The organism is Campylobacter sp. RM16190, assembly GCF_012978835.1.
GTDB lineage: Bacteria > Campylobacterota > Campylobacteria > Campylobacterales > Campylobacteraceae > Campylobacter_A.
In genome coordinates, this window is record NZ_LIWS01000003.1 from 210,557 (window position 1) to 234,497 (window position 23,941).

At 35.5% G+C, this 23,941-nt stretch carries 24 protein-coding genes; 20 read left to right on the forward strand and 4 right to left on the reverse strand.

All coding sequences use genetic code 11. From position 1 onward, the window contains the following. Positions 1-13: 13 nt before the first annotated feature. The 3 genes from sstT to CDOM16190_RS04865 all read left to right on the forward strand — a co-directional run bounded on the left by sstT (position 14) and on the right by CDOM16190_RS04865 (position 3,520). On the forward strand, positions 14-1,252 hold the full coding sequence (sstT, locus tag CDOM16190_RS04855) for a serine/threonine transporter SstT (RefSeq protein WP_169973676.1): 1,239 nt from the start codon (positions 14-16) through the stop codon (positions 1,250-1,252). A 112-nt stretch (positions 1,253-1,364) separates the two neighbouring features. Next, positions 1,365-3,077: a M3 family oligoendopeptidase gene (locus tag CDOM16190_RS04860; RefSeq protein ID WP_170019118.1), complete on the forward strand. Its 1,713-nt coding sequence runs from the start codon at positions 1,365-1,367 to the stop codon at positions 3,075-3,077. Further along, positions 3,077-3,520 carry a hypothetical protein gene (locus tag CDOM16190_RS04865; protein ID WP_169973673.1) on the forward strand — a complete coding sequence of 148 codons (444 nt, stop codon included), beginning with the start codon at positions 3,077-3,079 and terminating at the stop codon, positions 3,518-3,520. Before CDOM16190_RS04860 ends, CDOM16190_RS04865 begins: the two co-directional genes overlap by 1 nt. 44 nt (positions 3,521-3,564) lie before the next feature. Here CDOM16190_RS04865 and CDOM16190_RS04870 read toward each other — a convergent pair whose 3' ends face one another. Then, on the reverse strand, positions 3,565-4,437 hold the full coding sequence (locus tag CDOM16190_RS04870) for a LysR family transcriptional regulator (protein ID WP_169973671.1): 873 nt from the start codon (positions 4,435-4,437) through the stop codon (positions 3,565-3,567). A gap of 187 nt (positions 4,438-4,624) precedes the next feature. Here CDOM16190_RS04870 and CDOM16190_RS04875 point away from each other — a divergent pair, with 187 nt between their 5' ends. The 13 genes from CDOM16190_RS04875 (at position 4,625) to CDOM16190_RS04935 (ending at position 15,858) form a co-directional block, all read left to right on the forward strand. After that, positions 4,625-6,703, forward strand: coding sequence for an ATP-dependent helicase (locus tag CDOM16190_RS04875; protein WP_170019119.1), 2,079 nt, complete (start codon positions 4,625-4,627; stop codon positions 6,701-6,703). Continuing rightward, positions 6,700-7,521 (forward strand): tRNA pseudouridine(55) synthase TruB, encoded by an 822-nt coding sequence (truB, locus tag CDOM16190_RS04880; RefSeq protein WP_170019120.1) that lies wholly within the window; start codon positions 6,700-6,702, stop codon positions 7,519-7,521. Before CDOM16190_RS04875 ends, truB begins: the two co-directional genes overlap by 4 nt. Then, positions 7,515-7,745 (forward strand): carbon storage regulator CsrA, encoded by a 231-nt coding sequence (gene csrA / locus CDOM16190_RS04885; protein WP_170019121.1) that lies wholly within the window; start codon positions 7,515-7,517, stop codon positions 7,743-7,745. Before truB ends, csrA begins: the two co-directional genes overlap by 7 nt. Further along, positions 7,742-8,491, forward strand: coding sequence for a 4-(cytidine 5'-diphospho)-2-C-methyl-D-erythritol kinase (locus CDOM16190_RS04890; protein WP_170019122.1), 750 nt, complete (start codon positions 7,742-7,744; stop codon positions 8,489-8,491). The genes csrA and CDOM16190_RS04890 overlap by 4 nt, the downstream gene beginning before the upstream one ends. Next, on the forward strand, positions 8,484-8,939 hold the full coding sequence (smpB, locus tag CDOM16190_RS04895) for an SsrA-binding protein SmpB (protein ID WP_170019123.1): 456 nt from the start codon (positions 8,484-8,486) through the stop codon (positions 8,937-8,939). Before CDOM16190_RS04890 ends, smpB begins: the two co-directional genes overlap by 8 nt. A 17-nt stretch (positions 8,940-8,956) precedes the next feature. After that, entirely contained in the window at positions 8,957-9,562 is a 606-nt protein-coding gene (locus tag CDOM16190_RS04900) for a thioredoxin domain-containing protein (RefSeq protein WP_170019124.1), read from the forward strand. Then, positions 9,552-9,863 carry an ATP-dependent Clp protease adaptor ClpS gene (locus CDOM16190_RS04905; protein ID WP_170019125.1) on the forward strand — a complete coding sequence of 104 codons (312 nt, stop codon included), beginning with the start codon at positions 9,552-9,554 and terminating at the stop codon, positions 9,861-9,863. Before CDOM16190_RS04900 ends, CDOM16190_RS04905 begins: the two co-directional genes overlap by 11 nt. Then, entirely contained in the window at positions 9,863-12,031 is a 2,169-nt protein-coding gene (locus CDOM16190_RS04910) for an AAA family ATPase (protein ID WP_170019126.1), read from the forward strand. The genes CDOM16190_RS04905 and CDOM16190_RS04910 overlap by 1 nt, the downstream gene beginning before the upstream one ends. A gap of 23 nt (positions 12,032-12,054) precedes the next feature. Continuing rightward, the gene (aat, locus tag CDOM16190_RS04915; protein ID WP_170019127.1) at positions 12,055-12,729 is read left to right on the forward strand and encodes a leucyl/phenylalanyl-tRNA--protein transferase; all 675 of its coding nucleotides are present in this window, start codon (positions 12,055-12,057) and stop codon (positions 12,727-12,729) included. Positions 12,730-12,794: 65 nt separating this feature from the next. Next, positions 12,795-13,232: a flagellar basal body rod protein FlgB gene (gene flgB, locus CDOM16190_RS04920; RefSeq protein ID WP_170019128.1), complete on the forward strand. Its 438-nt coding sequence runs from the start codon at positions 12,795-12,797 to the stop codon at positions 13,230-13,232. 11 nt (positions 13,233-13,243) lie between these two features. Continuing rightward, the gene (gene flgC / locus CDOM16190_RS04925; protein WP_169942005.1) at positions 13,244-13,738 is read left to right on the forward strand and encodes a flagellar basal body rod protein FlgC; all 495 of its coding nucleotides are present in this window, start codon (positions 13,244-13,246) and stop codon (positions 13,736-13,738) included. 5 nt (positions 13,739-13,743) lie between these two features. Next, positions 13,744-14,040 carry a flagellar hook-basal body complex protein FliE gene (gene fliE, locus CDOM16190_RS04930; protein WP_170019129.1) on the forward strand — a complete coding sequence of 99 codons (297 nt, stop codon included), beginning with the start codon at positions 13,744-13,746 and terminating at the stop codon, positions 14,038-14,040. Positions 14,041-14,046: 6 nt separating this feature from the next. Further along, the gene (locus CDOM16190_RS04935) at positions 14,047-15,858 is read left to right on the forward strand and encodes a peptidoglycan D,D-transpeptidase FtsI family protein (RefSeq protein ID WP_170019130.1); all 1,812 of its coding nucleotides are present in this window, start codon (positions 14,047-14,049) and stop codon (positions 15,856-15,858) included. Here CDOM16190_RS04935 and CDOM16190_RS04940 read toward each other — a convergent pair. The 3 genes from CDOM16190_RS04940 to CDOM16190_RS04950 are packed head-to-tail and all read right to left on the reverse strand — an operon-like array spanning position 15,853 to position 18,209. Next, on the reverse strand, positions 15,853-16,335 hold the full coding sequence (locus CDOM16190_RS04940; RefSeq protein ID WP_169973643.1) for a response regulator: 483 nt from the start codon (positions 16,333-16,335) through the stop codon (positions 15,853-15,855). The genes CDOM16190_RS04935 and CDOM16190_RS04940 overlap by 6 nt on opposite strands. Positions 16,336-16,392: 57 nt before the next feature. Next, positions 16,393-17,349, reverse strand: a complete 957-nt coding sequence (gene hemH / locus CDOM16190_RS04945; RefSeq protein ID WP_170019175.1) for a ferrochelatase — start codon at positions 17,347-17,349, stop codon at positions 16,393-16,395. Next, entirely contained in the window at positions 17,346-18,209 is an 864-nt protein-coding gene (locus CDOM16190_RS04950) for a Gfo/Idh/MocA family oxidoreductase (RefSeq protein WP_169973641.1), read from the reverse strand. Before CDOM16190_RS04950 ends, hemH begins: the two co-directional genes overlap by 4 nt. A gap of 200 nt (positions 18,210-18,409) precedes the next feature. Between CDOM16190_RS04950 and alaS the strand changes: the two genes are divergently transcribed. From alaS to CDOM16190_RS04970, 4 genes are read left to right on the forward strand one after another with little or no spacing between them, the layout of a single operon-like run. Continuing rightward, complete coding sequence (gene alaS, locus CDOM16190_RS04955; RefSeq protein ID WP_170019131.1) at positions 18,410-20,977, forward strand: alanine--tRNA ligase; 2,568 nt, start codon at positions 18,410-18,412, stop codon at positions 20,975-20,977. After that, the gene (locus CDOM16190_RS04960) at positions 20,977-21,471 is read left to right on the forward strand and encodes a 3-isopropylmalate dehydratase (RefSeq protein ID WP_170019132.1); all 495 of its coding nucleotides are present in this window, start codon (positions 20,977-20,979) and stop codon (positions 21,469-21,471) included. Before alaS ends, CDOM16190_RS04960 begins: the two co-directional genes overlap by 1 nt. Beyond that, a complete protein-coding gene (gene maf, locus CDOM16190_RS04965) occupies positions 21,471-22,016 on the forward strand; it encodes a septum formation inhibitor Maf (RefSeq protein WP_170019133.1) in 546 nt (181 codons plus the stop codon). The genes CDOM16190_RS04960 and maf overlap by 1 nt, the downstream gene beginning before the upstream one ends. Then, positions 22,016-23,941, forward strand: a complete 1,926-nt coding sequence (locus CDOM16190_RS04970; RefSeq protein WP_170019176.1) for a transglycosylase domain-containing protein — start codon at positions 22,016-22,018, stop codon at positions 23,939-23,941. Before maf ends, CDOM16190_RS04970 begins: the two co-directional genes overlap by 1 nt.

Below are 23,941 nucleotides of genomic sequence, written 5' to 3' on the forward strand. Positions count from 1 at the left end.
TAAAGGTGTAAAAATGAGTGGATTTAGCAATATCGCTAAGCGTTTTGCCGATGGAAATTTGATTGTTCAAATACTAATCGGTATCATTGTCGGTGCTATTTTTGGCTTTTGGGGGAATGCAAGCGGAAGTGAATTCGCCGACAAAATTCTAAACGGCATTTCCGTTCTTGGAAATTTATTCGTAGGTGCCTTAAAGGCTGTCGCTCCTATTTTGGTCTTTGTATTGGTTGCTACATCAATTATTACTAAAGAGTTTGGCGAAGCAAAAGGCATGTCAAAGATTGTCGCATTGTATCTAATTGGAACTTTTTTGGCGGCTGTAGTCGCAGTTGCAGCTAGCTTTATGTTTCCGGTTGAACTCGTTTTAAAAGGTGTAGAAACAGCAACTATGAGTGCGCCTCAAAACGTAATAGACGTATTAAAAGACCTCATTTTTAAAATGGTTCAAAATCCGGTACAGGCCCTAAGTACAGGCAATTATATAGGTATCATTACTTGGGCTGTGGGTGGCGGTATAGCCATGAGAGGCTGCTCAAGTGAGACCAAAAAAGTATTTATGGATGTAAGTGATGGCGTGACAAGAATTGTTAGATTCGTAATCCGCTTAGCTCCATTTGGAATTTTTGGTCTTGTTGCTATTAGTATCCACGAGACAGGATTTGCGGCTCTAGCTGGATATATGAAACTAATTGCGGTTTTAGTTGGTGCAATGCTATTTGTGGCATTTGTTGTAAACCCTATTATTGTATTTGTGGTAACCAAAAAAAATCCATATCCGCTTATAATGACTTGCGTAAGAGAGAGCGCCGTAACTGCGTTTTTCACAAGAAGCTCGGCTGCAAACATACCTGTAAATATGGCGCTTTGTAAAAAGTTAGGACTTAGAGAGGAGCTTTACTCTATATCCATACCTTTAGGGGCCACTATAAATATGGCAGGAGCTGCGGTAACCATCAGTGTTTTGGCTCTTGCTGCAGTAAATTCTATAGATCATATCACAGTTAGCTTTGCAGACGCTCTACTTCTTAGCTTTATCTCTGCGATAGGTGCTTGCGGAGCTTCAGGCGTTGCGGGCGGATCGCTTCTTCTCGTGCCTCTTGCTTGCGCTCTTTTTGGAATAAATAACGACATAGCCATGCAGGTTGTTGCCGTAGGCTTTATAATAGGAGTTATTCAAGACTCGGTAGAAACTGCGGTAAACAGCTCTTCAGACGTTGTATTTACAGCGATAGCTTCAGAAACAATAAAATAAAACATAAATTTAGTGTCCATTATTTGGACACTAAATTTGATAATCTCTTTCTAAAAACTTTAAATTTCATTATATTTTGTGTAAAATATCCTAAAAAATTTCAAGGATAAAAATGACAACATGGGATTTAACTCCGCTTTTTAAAAATGAAAAAGAGCTTGAAAAAAGCGCATTAAGCCTAAAAAATGAGTGTGAAAAATTTGAAAAAAAATATTTTGAAGACTTTTTAAATTTAAGCACAGATCAATTTTTAGAGGCGTTTGATGAGTATGAACAGCTACTTTCTAAAATTTCAAAGGTTACAACTTATGCGTTTTTAGTATTTGCAAAGGACACAAGCAAGGGTGCTTTTTATGCCAAATTTGAAGAGATCGCCATAAAAGCTCATGAAAATTTAATATTTTTTGAGCTTAAATTCAATGAATTTGACGACAAAAAGCAAAAAGATATTATTAATACATCTAAAAATAACAGATACTATCTAAGCAATGTAGCTAAATCCAAAGCGCATCAACTAAGTATAAAAGAGGAGCAAGTCTTGCTTCGCACAGCAAGCACTGGAGCTGATGGATTTGCAAGGCTATTTGATGAGACAATGAGCAATATGAAATTTAAATTTCAAGGTAAGCTTTTGAGCGAAGAGGAAATTTTAAGCAAGCTTCACGACAAAGACAGAAATGTAAGAAAAGCGGCCGCCAAAAGCCTGAGTAGCGAACTATCTCGTCACCAGCATCTGCTTGGCTATATATACAATATGATAAAAACTAATCTAAAAACAAGTTGCGAATTAAGAAATTTTAGCTCTCCTGAAGAGCCTAGACACGAAAGCAACCAGATAAGTAAGAAAAGCGTGGACGCACTTATAAAAACAACCGAGGCGAATTTCTCTTTGGTCAGTAAATTTTATGATAAAAAACGCAAAATTTTAGGCTTTAAAAAACTATATGACTATGATAGGTATGCACCGCTCGATGAGGGTAGAAAATATGAATTTAACGAATGCAAAGAGATAGTCTTAAAGGCGTTTAACGACTTTAGCCCGAAATTTGGCAAAATTGCTCAAAAAGCTTTTGATGAGGGCTGGATAGATGCTTATCCTACGACAAATAAAAGAGGTGGGGCATTTTCACACTCAGGCTCATTAGATGCTCATCCTTACGTGCTTTTAAATCATACGGACGGAAGAAGAGATCTATTTACTCTAGCTCACGAGCTGGGTCATGCCATACATCAAAATTTATCTTACAAAGTTGGTTATCTAAACTCGGATACGCCGCTTACTACGGCTGAAACCGCTTCGGTATTTTGTGAAATGCTAGTGTTTGATTACGTTAAAAAAGAGCTAAGCGACAAAGATAAAATTTCGCTTCTTGCAGGCAAGATAGAAGACATTTTTGCCACGCTTTATCGCCAGATAAATTTTACCACCTTTGAGCGCAGAGTCCATTCTCACGAAGGCGAAATTTCGCTTGATGAGCTAAATAAAATTTGGCTTGAAGAGAGCAAAAAGATGTTTGGCAAAAGCGTTACTCTAAATGATTATTATAAAATTTGGTGGAGTTATATCCCGCACTTCATACACACGCCGTTTTACTGCTATGCCTACTCTTATGCGCAGCTTTTGGTCCTTGCTATCTTTGGGCTTTACAAGAGCGGCAAATGTAAAAATTTCGTGCAAATTTACACTGAATTTTTAAGTCTTGGCGGAAGCCAAAGCCCAAAAGATATGGTTGCGAAATTTGGCTTTGACATAGAGGACTCGAAATTTTGGAACATAGGAATAAATGAAGTTAAAAAATTAGTTAAAGAATTTGAGGAGTTATAATGCTTGATAAAATTTTAGATGATGAAAAATTTGCACTACTTATGAAAATGCATGTTTACGAGTGCATAGACTATTTGCTTCAAAACAAGCATCCGTTTTCGGTAATGACAAACTCGGACTTAGTAAAATTTGAGCCGGAGCTTCCAAAGAGTATAAGCTCTACTTTTACATCTCCGGTGATTCTTTTTACTCTTGACGGATATACATTTTCTAGTGCTAAATTGATGCAAGACAGCCTTAGTTTTGAGGCGGGTTTTGGCAGTGATGATTTTGCTTCGCTTGTTAGCTTTCCACTTGGAGCAGTAGTTCAAATTTTAGTAGAAAATAGCCCGATTTTGATCAATTTTTCTATTCACAAAGCAAAAGAGGCTAAAAGTAAAACTCAAAAATCAATGTCAATCTTTATGTCAAATCCAAAAAATAAAGATTTTTTCAATAAATAAAAACACTTTTGCAGACATAGAATCACTATGTCTGCTATAAATTTTTAAAAATTAAAGCTATTTTTTATCTTTAAAAAGCTATTTAATATGTCTTCATTCTCTTTAAGTACCGCTACATAAACTGAGCGCGTAAGCTTTATTCTATTGATTTTGATCTCAAAAAGTTTTTCGTTTTTTAGATGATCTTCTATTAAAAATTTAGGCAAAAAGGCAACATAATCTTCGGCAAAATTATTTAAAATTGCTCTTTTTACCATTATTGAACCGTCTAATACATAAGCACTTTTTAAATCATTGTAATTTATTCCGTATTTTACGAAAATATCATTAAGATAGTATTTTGTGCGATCTTTTATCAATTTGTATTTATAAAGCTCTTCGGGCTTAATAGAGTCAACCAGTTTTTTATTGGAAACTAAAATAATCTCATAATCAAAAAGCTTTTTAACTATCAGATTTTCATCATAAGACTGATCTAAAACCATTGCAATATCGCTTCTTCTATCCTTTAAATGTGGAATTAGATCGTTTTGCTCTTTTATTCTTATGTCAAGCTCCGCATCGGCAGTTTGCGAAATTTTATCAAGCAATAAAGGCACAAAAGTTTCTCCGATAAGCTGAGTGGTTGATATTATAAGTGGAGCTTTGTCATTTTTGATATGAGAAATTTCATCTTTAAATCTAAACATTGCACTTTCAAATCTAAGACAAAGTTTATAAAATTTTTCACCCTCTCTAGTTAAAATTATTCCATTTTTTTTACGCATTATTAGAGTTGCTTGTAAAATCTCTTCTAGTTTTTTTATTTGAAGCGTAACAGCAGGCTGAGATATACCAAGAGTCTTTGAAGCCTTAGAAAAGCTCCTCTCTTTAACTATCTCCATAAAAGTGTAAATTTTGCTAAAATCATTAATCATATTTATCCCCTCTTTGATAAAGTAATATATATATATATTACTTTAAGTTATAAATTATAGCGGATATAATTATATTAATATATACTAAAATTTTACTGAAAGCGAAACGGTAATATTAATTCATGTAGGCGGGGATTTTTAAGCTTATTGTGTTAAAATCTATAAATAATATATTTTTGGAATTTTAATGCGAGATATCCTAGATAGTTTAAACGAAGAACAAAAAAGAGCTGCCACTCATTTAGATGGAGCTATGTTGATTTTAGCAGGTGCCGGAAGTGGAAAGACAAAGACTATAACGACAAGGCTTGCCTATCTAATAAGCGAAGTTGGAATAGATCCCACTAGTACGCTTACTCTTACTTTTACAAATAAAGCCGCTAATGAAATGCGAACCAGAGCCATTAATATGCTATCTGAAAATAACAAAAATTTTACTCCATTGCTCTGCACTTTTCATAAATTTGGACTTTTGTTTTTAAAATTTTATATAGACAGACTCTCTCGTAAAAACAGCTTTGTCATAATCGACACCGATGATAAAAAAAGAATACTAAAAAGCTTTGAAAGCTCAATCGCAACATCGATATTATCAAGTGAAATATCAAATTTCAAAAACTCCCTTTTAAGCGTAGAAGATGTTATCTCGAGCACCAATTTATTTGGCAATAACGAAAAACACAAAGATGGTTATTACACTAAAATAGCAAACATATACAAACAGTATGAAGAGTATTTAAGCGCAAATAATTTAGTGGATTTTGACGACCTCCTATCTCTGACTTATAAAATTTTGGATAAAAACGAAGGACTGGCAGATGAAATTTCACAAAGATATCGCTATATAATGGTAGATGAGTATCAAGACACCAATGATTTACAATATAAGCTTCTTAAAAAGCTTTGCAAAACCCATGAAAATATCTGCGTAGTAGGTGATGATGATCAGAGTATATATGGCTGGAGAGGCGCAAAGATAGAAAATATCTTAAATTTTAAAAATCAATTTAAAGATACAAAAATAATCAGACTGGAGCATAATTATCGCTCGACAAATTCTATCCTCAAAGCCGCAAATGAGCTGATAGATCACAATAGAAACCGCCTAGGCAAAAAGCTAATAGGCACCAAAGACGGCGGTGAGGATATAGTATTTATGGAGTCAGTTGACGAAACTATGGAGTCTGGCAAGATAGCAAAAAGCATCAAAGAGCTACTTGCAAAAGGCGTAGATGCAAGCCAAATAGCCATATTATACCGTATAAACGCACTCTCTCGCTCCCTTGAAGAGGGTCTTAATAAGGAAAAAATACCGTATAAGATGGTTGGCGGTGTAAAATTTTATGAAAGAGCGGAAGTAAAAGATGTTATTAGCTATCTTAGGCTAGTCGCCAACGAAAACGATGACTTTTCGTTAAAACGCATAATAAACCGTCCAAAACGCGGTCTTGGTAAAGTAAGCATAACCAAGATCGAGAAGATAGCTTATGAAAATAAAATTTCTCTATTTGAGTCAATATCTACTCTGGATGAAAAAGATGAAGCCTTTAGCAAAAAAACAATATCTGCTCTAAACGATTTTACAAGCGGTATAAAAGAGCTAAAGGAATGCGGCTCTTTATATGGACTAATTGATAAGCTAGAGTCTAAATTCGGTATTAAAAAATATTACGAGAGTCTTCCTGACGGTGCTGAAAGAGTAGCAAATATCGATGAATTTTACGCGATGATCAAAGATCAAATCAAGCAAAATCCGGAATTTGAACTAGAAGAGTTCTTAAACGAACTTGCTTTAGCCAGCGAACAAGACGCCATAAGCGATAAGGCTATCTCTATAATGAGTATTCACGCAAGCAAAGGGCTTGAATTTGATCATCTTTTTGTAATTGGGCTTGAAGAGGGATTTTTCCCGCTAATAGGAGACGGAAGCGATATAGAAGAGGAGAGAAGATTGGCTTACGTGGCAATAACAAGGGCTAAAAAAACTCTTGTTCTAAGCTGCGTAAATTCAAGATTTTATAAAGGACAAAGAACAAGACTTGAAAGAAGCAGATTTTTAAGCGAGGCCGGAATATGCACGGGAAGCCTAATAATCCAACCTCAAACTACAAGCGAATACAAAAAAGGTGATTTGGTAAAACATAAGATATTTGGCATAGGACGAGTTACGGGCGTAAGTAAAATCAAAAAAGATCTAAAGCTAACTATAAATTTTGGCGGTATAGAGCGCGATATAATGTCAAATTTTGTAGAAAAAGTCGTATGAACGCTCTATTTGTAGTGAATAAACCGATCGCAATCAGCTCAAATCACTTTCTAAATCGTATCAAAAGAAAATATCCAACTAAAAAAGCAGGCTTTTCAGGCACTTTAGATCCTTTTGCCAGCGGTTGCCTGATAATAGCTCTTGGTAACTATACAAAGCTGTTTAATTACATCAGCAAATCTCCTAAAATTTATGAAGCCACGATGTGGATAGGGGCAAAAAGCGAGAGCGGGGACAATGAAAATATAAGCGAAATTGAAATTTTAAATCCTCTTGATTTAAAAACAATTGAGCTTGCCAAAAATTCCTTGCTTGGTAAAATAAGCTATACTCCGCCAAAATTTAGCGCAAAAAACATAGACGGAACAAGAGCTTACAAGCTAGCTAGAGCGGGAGTTGAATTCGAGCTTAAAAAAGAAGAAATGGAAATTTTTAGCTGCGAAATAATGCACTACCGTCATCCGTTTTTAACATTTAAAATTAGCGTAGACGAGGGATCATACATAAGGTCATACGCTCAAATTTTAGCCAAAAAACTGGGAGTAAATGCGACTCTTAGTTCGTTAAAAAGATTAAGCGAAGGCAAATTTAAATTTGAAAATGAAAAGTTTTTAAATCCGCTTGATTTTATAGATCTAAAAACTAATGAGTATTTGGGCGATTTAAAAGATATCGAATCAGGTAAAAAACTTGAATATACAAGCTTTAAAAAGTGTGAAGATGGAATATATTTAATAAAATTTGATAAATTTTTTAGTATTATTGAGATAAAAGATCAAACGGTTTCGTACCGATTAAATAAGGTTGAATTATGCTGATACTTTCGCGTAAAGAGGGTGAGAGTATATTGCTTGGAAACAATATAAAAATCACTATCGCAGGGATTTCAAAAAGTGGAGTTAAAGTGGGCATAGATGCTCCTAAAAATATGATGATATTGCGCTCCGAGCTTGCAGAAGAAGTGGCCAACGAAAACAAACAGGCTATAAATTTAGCCGACGAGATAGAGCTTATCGAGCTTAGCCAAAAAATAAAAAAATGAAAAGCTTTGCAAAAATAAATATATTTCTTAAGATAGTCGGAACCCGCGCAAACTATCACGAGCTGATCTCGCGCTTTATTTTAGTAGATGAAATTTACGATGAAATTTGGTTTGAAAAGAGTGAAAAATTCAAGCTTGTTTGCGATAGTGTGGATATAAAAGACAATATTGTATTAAAGGCTAAAAAAGCACTTGAAGACGCTGGATTCAAAAATGAACTTGATGATTTTTTCAGATCGCATAAAATAGTTTTAAAGAAAAATATCCCTATGGGGGCGGGGCTTGGCGGAGGAAGCTCTAATGCGGCTGCTTTTTTAAATTTAGCAAATAGTGAACTAAATTTAAAAATTTCAAAAGAACGCCTTTATAAGATAGCAGAGAACATAGGTGCCGATGTGGCGTTTTTTGTAAGCGGATTTAAAAGCGCAAATGTGAGTGGCATAGGCGAGATTGTAAAAGAATTTGATGATGAAATTCCTAAAATTAAAATTTTTACGCCTGATGTTTTTTGCTCCACTCCAGAAGTTTATAAAGAATTTAGAAGAAATTTTATGGATAAAATAGATGTAAATTTTGCAAACAAGATGCAACATATGAAAAGTAGCGAATTGCTCGCAACTTACAAAAATGATGTGTTAAACGATCTTTATGCGCCTTGTTTTAAAATTTATAACGATATGAAAGAGTATAAAGATATGTTTTTAAGCGGAAGTGGAAGCACTGTTTTTAAGGTAATAAATGGGTAAAGATTTAGCAAAAAACAAAAAAGCTCTGCATGATTTTAGTATAATAGAAACTTACGAGGCTGGAGTTGTGCTAAAAGGAAGCGAAGTAAAGGCACTTCGTGCAGGACGGGCAAATTTAAAAGATAGCTTTGTGAGAATTATAAAAGGCGAGATGTTTTTACTAAATGCGCACATAAGCCATCTTAGTACGACACATTCGACATTTCGCCCTGATGAAAGAGCTCCAAGAAAACTACTTATGCACAGAAAGCAGATAGATAAACTCTTTGGAGCGGTAACACAAGAAGGTCTTACTTTAGTTGTGCTAGTGCTTTATCTAAATGATAAAAATATAGTGAAGGCTAAAATAGCGCTAGCTAAAGGTAAAAACCTACATGACAAACGCGAAAGTTTAAAGAAGCGAGAAGCCAACAAAGAGGCTCGTGCAGCAATAAAAAGATATATATAAAAATTTAAAGGAACAATATGAAAAAAATATTTTTAGCAATTCTATGTGTGATTTTTTTAGTTGGTTGTGGTAAAGAGGACGAGACAGCAAAAGCTCCTACTAAGATAGAGGGATACAAAACAGGTGAAGAGATAAAGCTTGCAAGTGTTTTTGGCAAGGAGCTAACCCTGCTTAGGACAGAGGGTGGATTTGTGATAAAGGGTGACGAGAGTAAGGTGATAATGTTTGATATCTTTGGCACATTTTGTCCTCCGTGTCAAAAAGAGGCGCCTGAACTAATGGATTTTCAGCTAAAAAACAATAAAGATTTTACAATAATTGCATTAACTCACTTTGAAAATGTAACAAACCAACACGTTATAGAGAATTTTGCACAAAAATACAATGCATACTACTTTATTTCAAATAATATGCCTGTAAACGATAAGCTTAGCGCTCAAATTCTAGAAGATATCAAATATCCGCATCTTGAGTCTGTGCCTATAAAAATGGTGCTTAAAAACGGAATCTATCAACCACTAACAGATATTGCCAGCGGAAAATTTGGAGTACATTACTATCTGGGCGGGATTCACTTAGACAAATTGACTCAGGATTTTGAGAGAATTAAAAATGTCAACTAAAACTAGCGAAAGAACGCTGGAAAATACGAGTCTAAAAGAAAAAATTAAATTTCCTAAAAAATTTAAAGTTATTTTATTAAACGATGATGTGACAAGTATGGATTTTGTAGTAGATGTTTTGACGCAAATTTTTCACTATAGCGCACAAAGCGCCATTGCATTGATGTTAAAAGTTCACAACGAAGGAAGTGCTGTATGTGGGGTTTATATCAAAGAAATTGCTCTTAGTAAGCAAAACGAAGTTAGAAAAGCAGCTATCAACGCTGGATATCCGCTAAAAGTAGATATAGAGGAGGAGTGATGCTGGATGCAAATTTAAGCTATTTTTTAGAAAAAGCAGGACAGTTCGCATACTCAAATTCGCACGAATACTTAACAAGTGAGCATATCTTATTTGTACTTATAAATCTCAACGAAGAGAGTAGAGATATGCTGAAAAATGCGGGTCTTAATGATATTGATGGGTTAAGAAACGATCTTAAAAACTATCTTGCACAAAATAACGAACAAGTTACACAAAACAAACAACCTAAAATGACACTGTTGCTTGAGCAAATTTTTAAAGAACTTACAGATGAAACAAAGGCTCAGAATAAAAATATAGGAATTAGAGAGCTTTTGTATAAAATCGCGGTTAGCAAAGATAGCTTTTGCTCACAAATTTTAGATTTTTATGGGGTAGACGCACAAAAGATAAAAGAGGAAACAACGGCTGACAGCGATAAGTTTGAAAATTTAAGTAAATTTGCAATAAATCTAACAGTTCTTGCAAAAGAGGGAAAGATTGATCCTATTATAGGCAGAACTCATGAGCTAGAAAGGCTTATGCAGACCCTAAGTCGCCGCAAGAAAAATAATCCTTTATTAGTCGGTGAGGCCGGAGTAGGAAAAACCGCAATAGTAGAAGGATTGGCGCTAAAAATTTCTCAAGATAAAGTGCCCGATAAACTCAAAGGGTCTCAAATTTTCGCCCTTGATATAGGAGCTATGATAGCTGGCACAAAATATCGCGGTGATTTTGAAAAACGACTAAAAGATGTCATAGATGAGGCTAGCAATCACGAAAATGCAGTACTTTTCATAGATGAGATTCATACAATAATAGGAGCAGGTGCTACAAGCGGCGGAAGTCTTGATATGTCAAATTTACTAAAACCAGCCCTTGCCAACGGCTCACTTAGATGTATAGGCGCAACTACATATACTGAGTATAGAAATTTTTTTGAAAAGGAGAAGGCTCTATCAAGACGCTTTGCCAAAATAGACGTGGAGGAGCCAAGCATAGAGGATAGCGTTGAAATTTTAAAAGGGCTTCGCACCAAATACGAGAAATTTCACAGCGTTAAATATAGTGACGAGATTTTAAAACTAAGTGTAGAGCTAGCTAAAAAATATATCAATGATCGCTTTTTACCAGATAGTGCAATAGACCTTATAGATGAAGTTGGAGCAAGGTTGGCATTAAAAGAGAAAAAAAATGTAAAAGTTAAAAAAAGCGATATAAGCGAAGTTCTAAGCAAGATTGCAAATATTCCTAATACAACCGATGTAAAGACTAATGACATTTCATTTTTAAAAGATCTTGAAAAGAATTTAAAATCTGAAATTTTCGGACAAGACGATGCCGTTAAAACTCTAGCCGATGCGATAAAGCGCTCGTATGCAGGACTTAAAAATCCTACTTCACCTATAGGCGTATTTTTATTCACCGGATCAAGCGGAGTTGGTAAAAGTGAGCTTGCTGCTGCGCTTGCCAGAAATTTAAACATCAATTTTGAACGCTTTGACATGAGCGAATATATGGAAAAACATAGCGTATCAAGACTAATTGGAGCGCCTCCCGGATATGTAGGCTTTGAAGGCGGAGGCATGCTTACAAATGCGATCAAAAAGCACCCTTATAGCGTAATTTTATTTGACGAGATCGAAAAGGCAAACGACGAGCTTGTAAATGTCTTTTTGCAAATTTTTGATAGTGCTAGTTTAACTGACAACACCGGCGCAAAGAGTGATTTTAGAAATACTATCATCATAATGACATCAAATTTAGGCTCAAAAGAAGCTCCTAAAATGGGCTTTAGCAAGGATGAAAGCGGCAAAGCAGATAGTGCGGTTAAAAATTTCTTTAGTCCTGAATTTAGAAACAGGATCGATGCGATAGTGCATTTTAACGATCTAAATGAAGATGTGCTAGCTCTCATAACTCAAAAGATACTTGATGAGATAAGTGCAAGTCTGCAAGATAAAAAAGTAGCCATCAAAGCTGATATGAAGGCAAAAAGACACCTTTGGGAAAAAGGATATAGCAAGGAATTTGGCGCTAGAAATCTAAAACGCGTAGTTCAAGATGAAATTTCAACCAAGCTTAGCGAGGAAATTTTATTTGGCAAGCTTAAAAACGGCGGCGTTTTAGATATCAGCACAAAAGATGACAAACTAACTTTTAAATTTGATAAACTGACAAAATAAAATCTATAAAAGCGAGCTTGGGAGTGGAATTTAGCAGAATTTATAATTTCCCCGATCCAAGCTTAGCTCCTTCAAACTCACCTCTTTGTGTCGGCGGAGACTTAAGCGTTGAGGCACTTTTACAAGCTTACAATAAGGGCATTTTTCCTTGGTTTTTGCCGCATGAGCCGATATACTGGTGGTGTCCTGACCCGCGCGCAGTGCTATTTCCAAAAGATATCAGAATCCAAAAAAGCATAAAATCAGCACTTAAAAAATTTAACGTCAAATTTGATCACGACTTTGAAGGCTTTTTGCAAATTTGCAAAAACGAACGCGCCGCAAAGGAAGATACTTGGCTAAGTGATACCATCGTAGAAGCCTATACGGCGTTGTTTGAAGCAGGATTTGCTCATAGTGTAGAAGTTTACGAGGATGAAAAACTTATCGGCGGACTTTACGGACTAATTTTTGGCAAGGTTTTTTGCGGAGAGAGTATGATAAGCCTAAAAACAGGTGCTTCAAAAGTGGCGCTTATAAGGCTTTGCGAGGTTTTAGCTAAATTTGATTTTATGATCGACTGCCAAGTGATGAATGATCATCTAAAATTTATGGGTGCGCAGGCAATGGGGCGCGATGAGTTTTTAAAAAAGTTTAAAATTTTAAAAAAAGAGCCGAGCGGATTTGAAAATTTCAAAGGTTTAGAAAATTTGCTTTGAAATTTAGAATTTTAGGAACAAATTTTGCTTGTATATCTAGTGAAATTTAAATAAAAAGGCTAAAGATGTTTGCAGATATATCAAGTTCAAAGTCAAAACAGCTTGTAGAAAGCGCACTGGCTAGTAGAAATTTGCGCCAGCAGCTCATATCAAGCAATATCGCAAACATCAATACGCCGTTTTATAAATCACGCGATATCGCATTTGAAAGCGCTCTAAGCGAAAGAGCGGCTGAAATTTACGGCAAAAAAGAAAGCAAAGAGCTTGAGCTTGCCAATACTGACGAGGCTCATTTGCCAAAGGTAAAATTTCCCGACTCAAAGCTAGCTACGATCTTTCTTCGTGACGGACACATGGCTAGAAATGACGGCAACACGGTCGATCTTGATGTAGAGACAACCGAGCTTAGCAAAAATGCGATCATGATAACTGCGCTTGATAATGCGATGAAGCGCGATAGTGCAAACTTTAAAAGCGTGATTGAAGCAAGTAGCAAGATTTAAAGGAAATTAAGATGAGTTATTTAAGCGATTTTGATATAAGCGGATACGGACTAAGCGCACAGAGATTTAGAATGAACGTAATTAGCTCAAACATAGCTAATGCAAACACGACAAGAACGGCTGAAGGCGGACCTTATCGCCGACGCGAAGTGATATTTAAAGCGGTTGATTTCGATAGCACGCTAAATGAGCAAATCGCAAAAAAAACAAACATGCTTGAGTATGAAAACCCGCTTGATGATAGCTTTTGGCAAAAAGACGCAAAACCTGCTATAATGAGCGTCGTAGTTGATAAAGTGGTGCGCGACGATAAGGATTTTAAACTAAAATACGATCCAAGCCACCCTGATGCTAATGCCAAAGGATACGTCGCATATCCAAATATAAATCCGGTCATCGAAATGGCTGATCTGATCGAGGCTACAAGAGCCTATCAGGCAAACGTCTCTGCATTTCAAAGCGCAAAGACGATCGCTCAAAGTGCGATAGAACTATTAAGAGGTTAATAAAAATGACAAATATCGATAAAATAAGCTCTGTTGCTTCGCCATTTAAAAAAGAAAATGCGAATTTGACTCAAAAAAGCCAAAATGAATTTGCAACAATGCTTGATAATTCGCTTAAAGAGCTAAACGAAGTACAAGTAAATGCCGATAAAGCAATCGCCGATTTAGCAACAGGCGAAGTAAAAGACCTTCATCAAGCTGCAATCGCCATAGGCAAGGCGGAGACCAGCATGAAGCTAATGCTTGAAATCCGCAACAAGGCGCTAAGCGCATACAAAGAGATATCAAGGACACAAATTTAGCCTTAAATGAACTCTAGAAAATCAAAAATTTTAATTTTATTTTCACTAATTGTATTTGGGATATCTATATTTTTAGCGGTTATCTTTTATAGAGCAAACATCGAAAGACGCCTGCCAAAGCTTGAAACAAGCGAAGTAAACACTGCACTTAGGGGCAATATAGTCACAAAAGACGGATTTAGCGTCGCAAGCAGTCAAAAGCTATATAAGGCAATGGTGGATACAAGAAATATCGATCCTGATAAAAAAGATATGTTTATCAAGCTTTATTCCTTGTATAGCGGAGATAATCCTAAAAGAGTTAAAAAGATACTTGACGGGGCAAAAGGCATTGTAACCCTATCTTACAAGATTGATGCCAAGGGGGCTGCTTACCTAAAAGAGCTAACAAGAAAACTATACAGAAAAAAAATTTTTATACCATATGAAGATCCAAACACCGGAGTTGCTAGCTTAAGGGGCATGAGTATAATCGAAAGTGGCGAAAACAGGCAATACATTTCAAAAGATGCTTTAACTCCGGTCATCGGATATGTCAGAAAGGTAGAAAAGGATAATATTACAAAGGTTGAGGGTGTAAAAGGGATAGAAAAATCCTATGAATACTACATCTCAGCAATTCAAGATGCAAAGCTTATAGGACCAAAAGATATAGGAAACAATATAATCTTGACAAGCGACTCAAATCTGGCAAATCGAGTGGATGGATATGATACTATTTTGACAGTATCTCTTAAATTCCAAACGATGCTTGAAAAGATAATTGATGAGAAAAAGGAATTTCTAAACGCAAAAGAGATAATAGTGGGTATTATGGATTCAAAAACAGGAGAGATGCTAGCACTAGCTACAACCTCAAGATATGATCCATCAAATATTAGAAAGCAAGACTATAAATCCTTAAATTCAAGTGCCACAGAATATGCTTACGAGGTTGGCTCTGTTTTTAAGCCGTTTATGTTCTCGGTTTTGCTAGCCAATAATAAAATAAATCCTCTTGAGATGATAAATACCCATAATGGCAAATACCAGCTAGGAAAACGTATAATCAGAGATACTCATCCTGAAGCCTATATGACAGCAGAGGACATTATAGTGCACTCATCAAATATAGGTATGATTCAGATCGCGCAAAGGCTTGACGGACATCAAATTTACTCCGGACTTTTAAAATTTGGCTTCACTCAAAAAACAGGAATCGATATGCCATATGAACAGGTGGGGAATATGCCGCCTGTAGCAAAGATGAATTCGCAAATTTATAAGGCTACGATTAGCTACGGTTACGGTCTTCAGGCAACTTTTATACAGCTTTTAAAAGCCTATAATGTATTTAATAATAAAGGTATTATGGTAACACCAAAAGTCGTTAGCTCACTTTATAAAAACGGTAAATTTTATATTGTTAATAAGCCCGAACCGGTAGAAGTTTTAACACAAGATGTGGCAAAAAGGATGAAGAGAATCCTAATAAAGGCCGTTGAAAACGGAACAGGGAAAAAGACAAAAACTGCCGGACTTGAAATAGGCGGCAAAACCGGAACGGCACATATCGCATCAAAAGATGGCGGATACGCCAATAACTACAACGGGTCTTTTTTCGGTTTTGTTAATGATTCGGAAGGAAACAGCTACACCATAGGAGTGCTAGCTAGAGAACCTAAAAAACCATACTACTACTTTGGTGCTCAAAGCGCACTTCCAGTATTCAAACAAACCGTTGATCTAATGGTGGATGAAGGATTTTTAAAGCCTAGCGATATAAACAGAACCAACGAAAATATCGTAAAGTCCGCCACTCAAAAACAAAAATTATAATTTTTGCAGGATAGAGCTAAGAGGAGAACCGTTTTGGCTAGCCGATGATAATCTTTGTTGTTTTTGCAATAAAGAGTTATTTTGTAAACTTGCCAGCAGATCCTTTTTAAACTGCTCTAATAGATCTTCAAGTATATTTTTTAGTTCTAAAATTTCATCTTTGCCTTTATTTTTTAAGCCCTCTTCATCAAGCCCCAAGGTCTTTATCAGTTCCTCTTTTTTAGCAGCTATTTTCTCTTCGATTTTTGATTGATTTAATTGACTTAAAAATGTCGCAGCGCCTAGATTTATCAAATTTTGTTTAAATTTGTCTAAATCCATACTGATTTTTGAATTTATATTGTCAAAATTTGAGTTGGTATCTTTTAAATACTTTTCAAAATCATCATTATGACTTGATGAACTTTTGGCTAAATTTAAACCTTTTGCTAAATTTTTTAAAGATAAAAGATATGAATCTATATTTTTAGACTCCATTTACTTTCCTTATAAATAATTTTATAAAGGGAAAGCAAATTTTATTCCGTTTAAGTTCTAGTTTACAGTGTTGTTGTTTATATAACTTAAGCCGGTTTGAAATATAAATTTGGCAAATTCTTCACTGTCATTAAGACAAGGAACTACGTCGTAATACTCGAATTTAAGCTCATTGGCAACATCCTTATACTCTTTTACGAGCTCAAAAACAGTCTCTGAGTTGTCGATGCAAAACGATATGGGATAAACTAAAGCCTTTTTGTTTTTAATGCCTGTTAAGGCATCGCCCAAAGAAGGCTCTAGCCATTTTACCGGTCCGAGTCTTGATTGATAAGCTAAGCTAATATCCGCGAATTTAATCTCTTTATTGATTAAATTTGAGAGTATTTCTACATGAGATCTTATATGTTTTTCGTAAAGATCACCATTATCTATTGTTTTTTGCGGAAGAGAGTGAGCTGAAAATATCAAGGTAATATCATCAGTGTTGATACCTTTTACACTATTTTTTATACTGTTTAAAACCGCATCATTATATGTTTGATTTTCAAAAAATGGTTCAACAATTTTTACTTTTGACTTCAAATTAAGCTCATTAAACGCCAGATTAAAGTCATCTATACTCGATGAAATAGTTGTCGCAGAGTGATGAGGATAGAGTGGAAAAACTACAATTTCATCAAAATTTTCATATTTTTTTAACACTTCTTTGGCAAATGGAGGCGTGTAGTTCATCGCAAAATCAACCGCATCAAACTCACTGCTTAAATTTGAAATTTTAGAGCATAAACTAGCTGTTATTTCACAAAGAGGTGACTTGCCTCCGATTTGATTATAGTTGCTTTTAGCAGCCTTTAGTCGTCCTTTTGCGATCATAAAACCAACAAATTTACGTAAAATTTTATTTTTGATACCAAGAATATACGGGTCATTAAACATATTTTTTAAAAAAACTTCAACCTCTTCTATATTGTTTGGGCCACCCATATTTAATAGCAAAAGCAATCTTTTTATACGCATATTTCATATACCTTTAAAGCATCATCAAGCGATGCCAAATTATTAAATTTATCATTTTTACAAAGCTCAAAAAACTCCGAATGGGCCTTTTTAATAGGTGAAATATCACTATCTACTTTTAAATTTTGCTGTCCATAATCAGTGTATTTATTTAATTTCATTCCTATTAAATCTCCAAAATATATCCCACTATTTGCCGAAACTTCGATTATAAAACGATCTATAGGATAATTTATGGAGTTATGTATGCTCACTAAAGTTTGATTTTTCATTTTTAGCTGACAAAGAGTATTTGTTGGATTCTTTTTATCCTCTTTATGAACTTCAAATTTAGAAAATTGCGCTATATCACTAGCCGCTACAAATCTTGCCAGATCAATATTTTGCAAGATTTCTAAATTTAAATTCCTGCTTAAACAAAAGCCTCTTGTAATATTTATCGAATAAATCTTCTCTTCTCTCTCAAGAGATTTTTTTAAAGATACTATCACAGGATTAAACCTATCAAAAAATCCAGCGACACTCATAACTCCACTTAGATTAGAGTAATATTTCATCTCATGAATTGCACCTGTATTTTTAGCTATAGGATGATGGATAAATATATGTTTGCAGGTTTTCACACACTTTGAAAAAAGCTCAAGATACTGTATTCCATCTGTTATTATAATAGCTTCCGGATCTGCGGATTCAAACAGTTCGTTTAGATCGCTATAAATTTTTATACGCCCAAAAGATTCGCTATTTTTTTGACAATACACACCGACAAGATCGAATTCATCGGACCTTCTAAGTTCATTGCAATGAAACTTTCCGACATCATTAAACCCTATGATAGCAAGCCGTTTTTTCATAAAATTTTTCCGAATTTATCTTTTTTATAGCGATTATAATACAAATTGGTAATTATATAATTAACTTACTTGAAAATTACAAAACACTCTCAATTTAATATTATAATTTTCCACACATTGCACAGTATACAGGTGTCTTAGAATTTATAATTTTTATGCTAAAATCAGAACTATTTTATAAATTTTAAATAGGAAAATTAATGAAAAATTGCGATACAAATATTTTTGATGTCAGAGAAGCTTTTTTAAATTTTTTCAGCTCAAAGGGACACGAAATAATACCTTCCGCTCCACTTGTTCCAAATGATGCAACACTGCTTTTTACAAACGCTGGAATGGTGCCTTTTAAAAGTATTTTTACAGGTGAGATTCCTCGCCCTACTCCACCGATTCGCACAAGCTGTCAAACTTGCATAAGAGCTGGCGGCAAGCACAACGATCTTGATAATGTCGGCTATACAGCACGCCACCACACGTTTTTTGAAATGCTTGGAAATTTTAGCTTCGGAGAATACTTTAAAAAAGATGCGATAGCCTACGGATGGGAATTTGTTACAGAGGTACTAAAGCTACCAAAAGATCGCCTTTACGTAACAGTTCACGAGAGTGATGACGAGGCGTATGAGATGTGGCAAGAGCATATAAGCAAGGATAGAATTTATAAATTTGGAGACAAGGACAACTTCTGGCAGATGGGTGATACAGGACCTTGCGGACCTTGTTCTGAGATATTTTATGATCAAGGCACAGAACACTTTAACTCCGATGAAGACTACATGGGTGGAGACGGAGATAGATTTCTTGAAATTTGGAATCTCGTATTTATGCAGTATGAAAGAGGCGCAGATGGAAAGCTAAGCCCTCTTCCAAAACCTTCAATAGATACAGGCATGGGACTTGAACGTGTAACAGCGATAAAAGAGGGGAAATTTAGCAACTACGATAGCTCTCTTTTTATGCCTTATATAAACGAGGTTGCAAAACTTTGTAAAAAACCTTACGAGTATTCAACCGGAGCAAGCTACCGCGTAATTAGCGATCATATTCGCTCGGTTACTTTTTTGTTAGCTCAAGGGGTAAATTTTGATAAAGAGGGTAGAGGATACGTTCTGCGCCGAATTTTACGCCGCGCTGTTCGCCATGGATACTTACTAGGCATAAAAGAGCCTTTTATGCATAAGCTAGTTGATAAGGTATGCGAACTAATGGGCGGACACTACGCTTATCTAAACGATAAAAAAGAGGCGGTTAAAGAGCAAATTCGCTTAGAAGAAGAGAGGTTTTTTGCAACTATAGCATCAGGTCTTGAGCTATTTAACAGCGAGCTTAAAAATACTAAAGATGTCTTTAGCGGAGAGATCGCGTTTAAGCTTTATGATACTTACGGCTTCCCACTTGATCTTACAGCCGATATGCTAAGGGATAAAAATCTAAAAGTAAATGAAGCAAAATTTGAAGAGCTGATGAATGAGCAAAAAACTCGTGCAAAGGCCGCTTGGAAAGGAAGCGGAGATAAGAGTGCAAAAGGAGATTTTAAAGAGCTTTTAGAAGAATTTGGAGAGAATGAGTTTATAGGATATGAAAGTTTGAGCTCAAAAAGCAAAATTTTAGCCTTGCTTGATGAGGATTTTAAAAGGGTTATGAGCTTAAAAGCCGGACAAAACGGTTGGGTAATGCTTAATAAAACTCCTTTTTATGCACAAAGCGGCGGACAATGCGGAGATACTGGAGATATTTTAAATTTTGCAAAAGTGGTTGATACGCAGAAATTTCACGGATTAAACCTATCATCTATAGAGTTAAAAACAAATTTAAGCGCAGGAGATGAGGTTGAAGTAAAAGTAAGTGACGAAAGAAGCGAAATAGCTCGCCATCACAGTGCGACCCACCTGCTCCACTCGGCACTTAGAAATATACTTGGAACCCATGTAGCGCAAGCTGGATCAAGTGTAGAAGCTACCAAGCTTAGATTTGACTTCTCTCATCCCAAGGCCCTTACAAGTGAAGAGGTGGTAAGGATAGAAAATTTCGTAAATAACGCCATAGCCAACGGAGCCGCTGCAAAAACCGAGATAATGGATATAGAAAGCGCTAAAAACAGCGGTGCTATAGCTCTTTTTGGTGAAAAATACGACGATAATGTAAGAGTACTAAGTTTTGGAGATGTTAGCAAAGAGCTTTGCGGAGGAACTCACGTAAAAAATATTAACGAAATTGGAGCGTTTTTTATAACAAAAGAGAGTGGTGTTAGCGCTGGAGTACGTAGAATAGAGGCAATATGCTCAAAGGCTGCTCTAAATTTCGCAAAAAATTTAAGAGAAGAACTTGAAGAGATAAGAACCGAGCTAAAAAGCATAGAGCCAATGAGTGCAATTAAAAAGCTAAAAAGCGAGATAAAGAGCCTAAAAGATGAGCTTAAAAACGCCGGCGGATCAAAAGCCATAAACCTAAGCGATATTAGCGGGGTAAAGGTCTGTGTAGAAATTTTAGAAAGCGGGGATATAAAAACCGCAATAGATGAGATAAAAAACTCAAATGAACGAGTTGCGGCTCTGTTTATGCAAGTTAAAGATGAAAAAATATCTATCGCAGCAGGTGTTAAAAACGCAAACATAAAGGCCGGAGAGTGGGTCAAAATGACGGCTCAAATTTTAGGTGGAAATGGCGGTGGCAAAGATGATTTTGCAACTGCAGGCGGAAAAGATATAAGTCAGTTGGATAGAGCCAAAAAAGAGGCTTTTGAATTTATTAAAGGAAAATTAGCTTAATGCCTGAATTTAACATAGCTTTTGCAAAACTTAGTCATATTTTGCCATTTTTGCATACGGTCGCTACTATAGTATTTGTAGGTTTTCAAGCCAGCTTTTGGTTTATGGCTAAATTTTTTATGAAAGATATTGCAAACAATCACAAAAGATATATTCTAGTAATCTCTGCGCTAAAATACCTAGGATGTGCAGTTTATATATCCTTAGCAGTGATTGTGATAACTAGTATGTTAATAGGCGAAGATGACTACTCTAAGGTTGCAGATCCTATGCTAAATACGATTCTAGCTACCAAATGGACCGTGTTTAGCTTCTTGCTAATTAACGTAATATATGTAACTTATAGAATTAATAGAGCGGTAAAATCTATGAAAAAAGGCGAATATATAGAACTTCACGAAAATTTGATAGTAGTTATATATTACTTTATACCGCTAAATGTCGTATTTGCACTGTTTGCAACCTATCTTGGCATAGCCTACAGGGCGTTTTGATGATAAATCTAGCATCAAGCTCTATCACAAGAGCTAAAATTTTAGAAGAAAATGGAGTTAAATTCAAGCAGTTTTCTTTTGATTTTGACGAAAGCGGAGTTGATAAAAATTTAAAACCCGCAAGTTATGTTTTAAAAGTAGTTCAAGCGAAAAAAGAGCAATTTTTAAAAGAGCATCCAAATTTAAAAAATCTCCTTTTTGCAGATAGTGCAGTCGTGTGTAACGGTAAAATTTTAGGTAAAGCAAAAGATAAAAAAGAGGCTTTATATATGCTAAATTTACAAAGCGATAATGAAGCTAAAATTATAACAGCCATGATATTTTTAGGTGAAGAATTTGAACTTATTAATATAAGCTCTACAACATATCAATTTGCCAAATTTAGCCAAGATGATTTAAACGAATACATAAAAAGTAACGAATGGCAAGGAAAAGCTGGCGCAATGATGATAGAGGGATTTAATAAAAAATATATATTAAAAAAGATAGGCAATGAAAGCACGGCCAGAGGCTTAAATATAGAGCAATTAAAGGCCTTTTTATGATTAGATTTTTATCTTCACTTTTTTTTATAATTTTTGTCTCAAGCGGCGCAGCCTTTATATACCTATATTCTCAAATTCAGCCCGATATAAGTGGAATAATAGAATATAAGCCAAAGCTTACTACACAAATTTATGACAAAAATGGAAATCTGATAGCAAATCTTTTTGAAGAAAATAGAATTTATGCCAATTACGATGAAATTCCATCTCGAGTAATAGAAGCCTTAGTAGCGATAGAAGATACAAGCTTCTTTGAGCACGGAGGCATAAATCCCGAAGCCATAACAAGAGCCATTATAAAGGATATAAAGGCCGGTAAGCTTGTAGAGGGCGCTAGCACAATCACTCAGCAACTAGTAAAAAATATGATCTTAACCAGAGAAAAGAAATTTACTAGAAAAATACAAGAGATGATTGTGGCGATGAAGCTTGAAAAAGAGCTTACCAAAGAGCAAATTTTAGAAAGATACCTTAATCAAGTATATTTGGGTCACGGATATTACGGTATAAAAGCTGCGGCTAAAGGATATTTTAGAAAAGAACTAAACGAGTTAACCATAAAAGAGATAGCTATTTTAGTAGGCTTACCAAAGGCTCCAAGCGCTTATGATCCCACAAAGCACCTTGATCTATCTCTTGGTAGGGCGAACAATGTAATCTGGCGTATGAATATGCTTGGTTGGATAAATGAGGATGAGTATAAAAAAGCCATAGCCGAACAACCTATAGTATATGATGATACTTTAACTCAAAACGTCTCTCCTTATGTGGTGGACGAGGTTATTAAAGAGGCTTCAAATATATTTAGCGATATTAGAGTTGGCGGATATAGGATAGAGACTAATATCGACCTCAAAGTTCAAAAGATGGCAGAAGATGCACTGAAATTTGGCTATAGTGAAATTTTAAAGCGCGATAAAGACGCCAATGCCTCGGTTTTAAACGGAGCCATAGTCGTAACGGCATCAAAAAGCGGTGAAATTTTAGCCCTAGTTGGCGGAGTTGATTACTCCAAAAGCAGCTACAATAGAGCTACCCAGAGCATGAGACAGCCGGGATCTAGCTTTAAACCATTTATATACCAAATTGCGCTTGATCTAGGCTACTCTCCGATGAGTAAAGTAGCCGACATATCAAGAGTTTTTAGTTCAGGAAACGAGCAAGACTGGAAGCCAAAAAATTATAGCGGTGGATTTCAAGGCTATATAACGCTAAAAAATGCATTAAGACAGTCAAGAAACTTGGCGACTATAAATTTGCTTAACGAAATTGGACTTGATACGACATATAAGCTCATTAGCGATATGGAATTTAAAAATATATCCAAAGATCTATCTATGGCGCTTGGAAGCTTTGGCATATCGCCTTTGGAATTTGCCAAATTTTACTCTATGTTTCCAAATGGTGGAGAGATAGTCGAACCTCAACTTATACGAAAGATTATAAATCCACAAAATTTAGAGACAGCATTTGAGACAAGGCGAATTCAAGCAACAAAGCCGGAGCAAGCATATCTAATGGTAGATATGCTAAAAACGGTTGTAAATAGCGGTACAGGACAAAACGCAAGAGTAAAAGGCATTCAAATAGCAGGCAAGACAGGCACTACAAACAACAACATAGACGCTTGGTTTTGCGGCTTTACTCCGGAAGTGGAAGTTGTGATATGGTATGGAAATGACAATAATACGCCTATGAGAAAAATAGAGGGCGGAGGAAGAACAGCTGCGCCGGTGTTTAAAGCTTTTATAGAGCAATATATAAAAGAATTTCCTGAGACAAAGAGAAATTTTATAGAGCCAGAGGGAGTATTTCACACCATGTACGAGGGAAAAGATGAGCTATATACCAAAACTTCTCCGCTTCCTAAACAAGATGCGCAGGATAATCTAATCAAGCAAGATAATGAAGGAATGATATTTTAG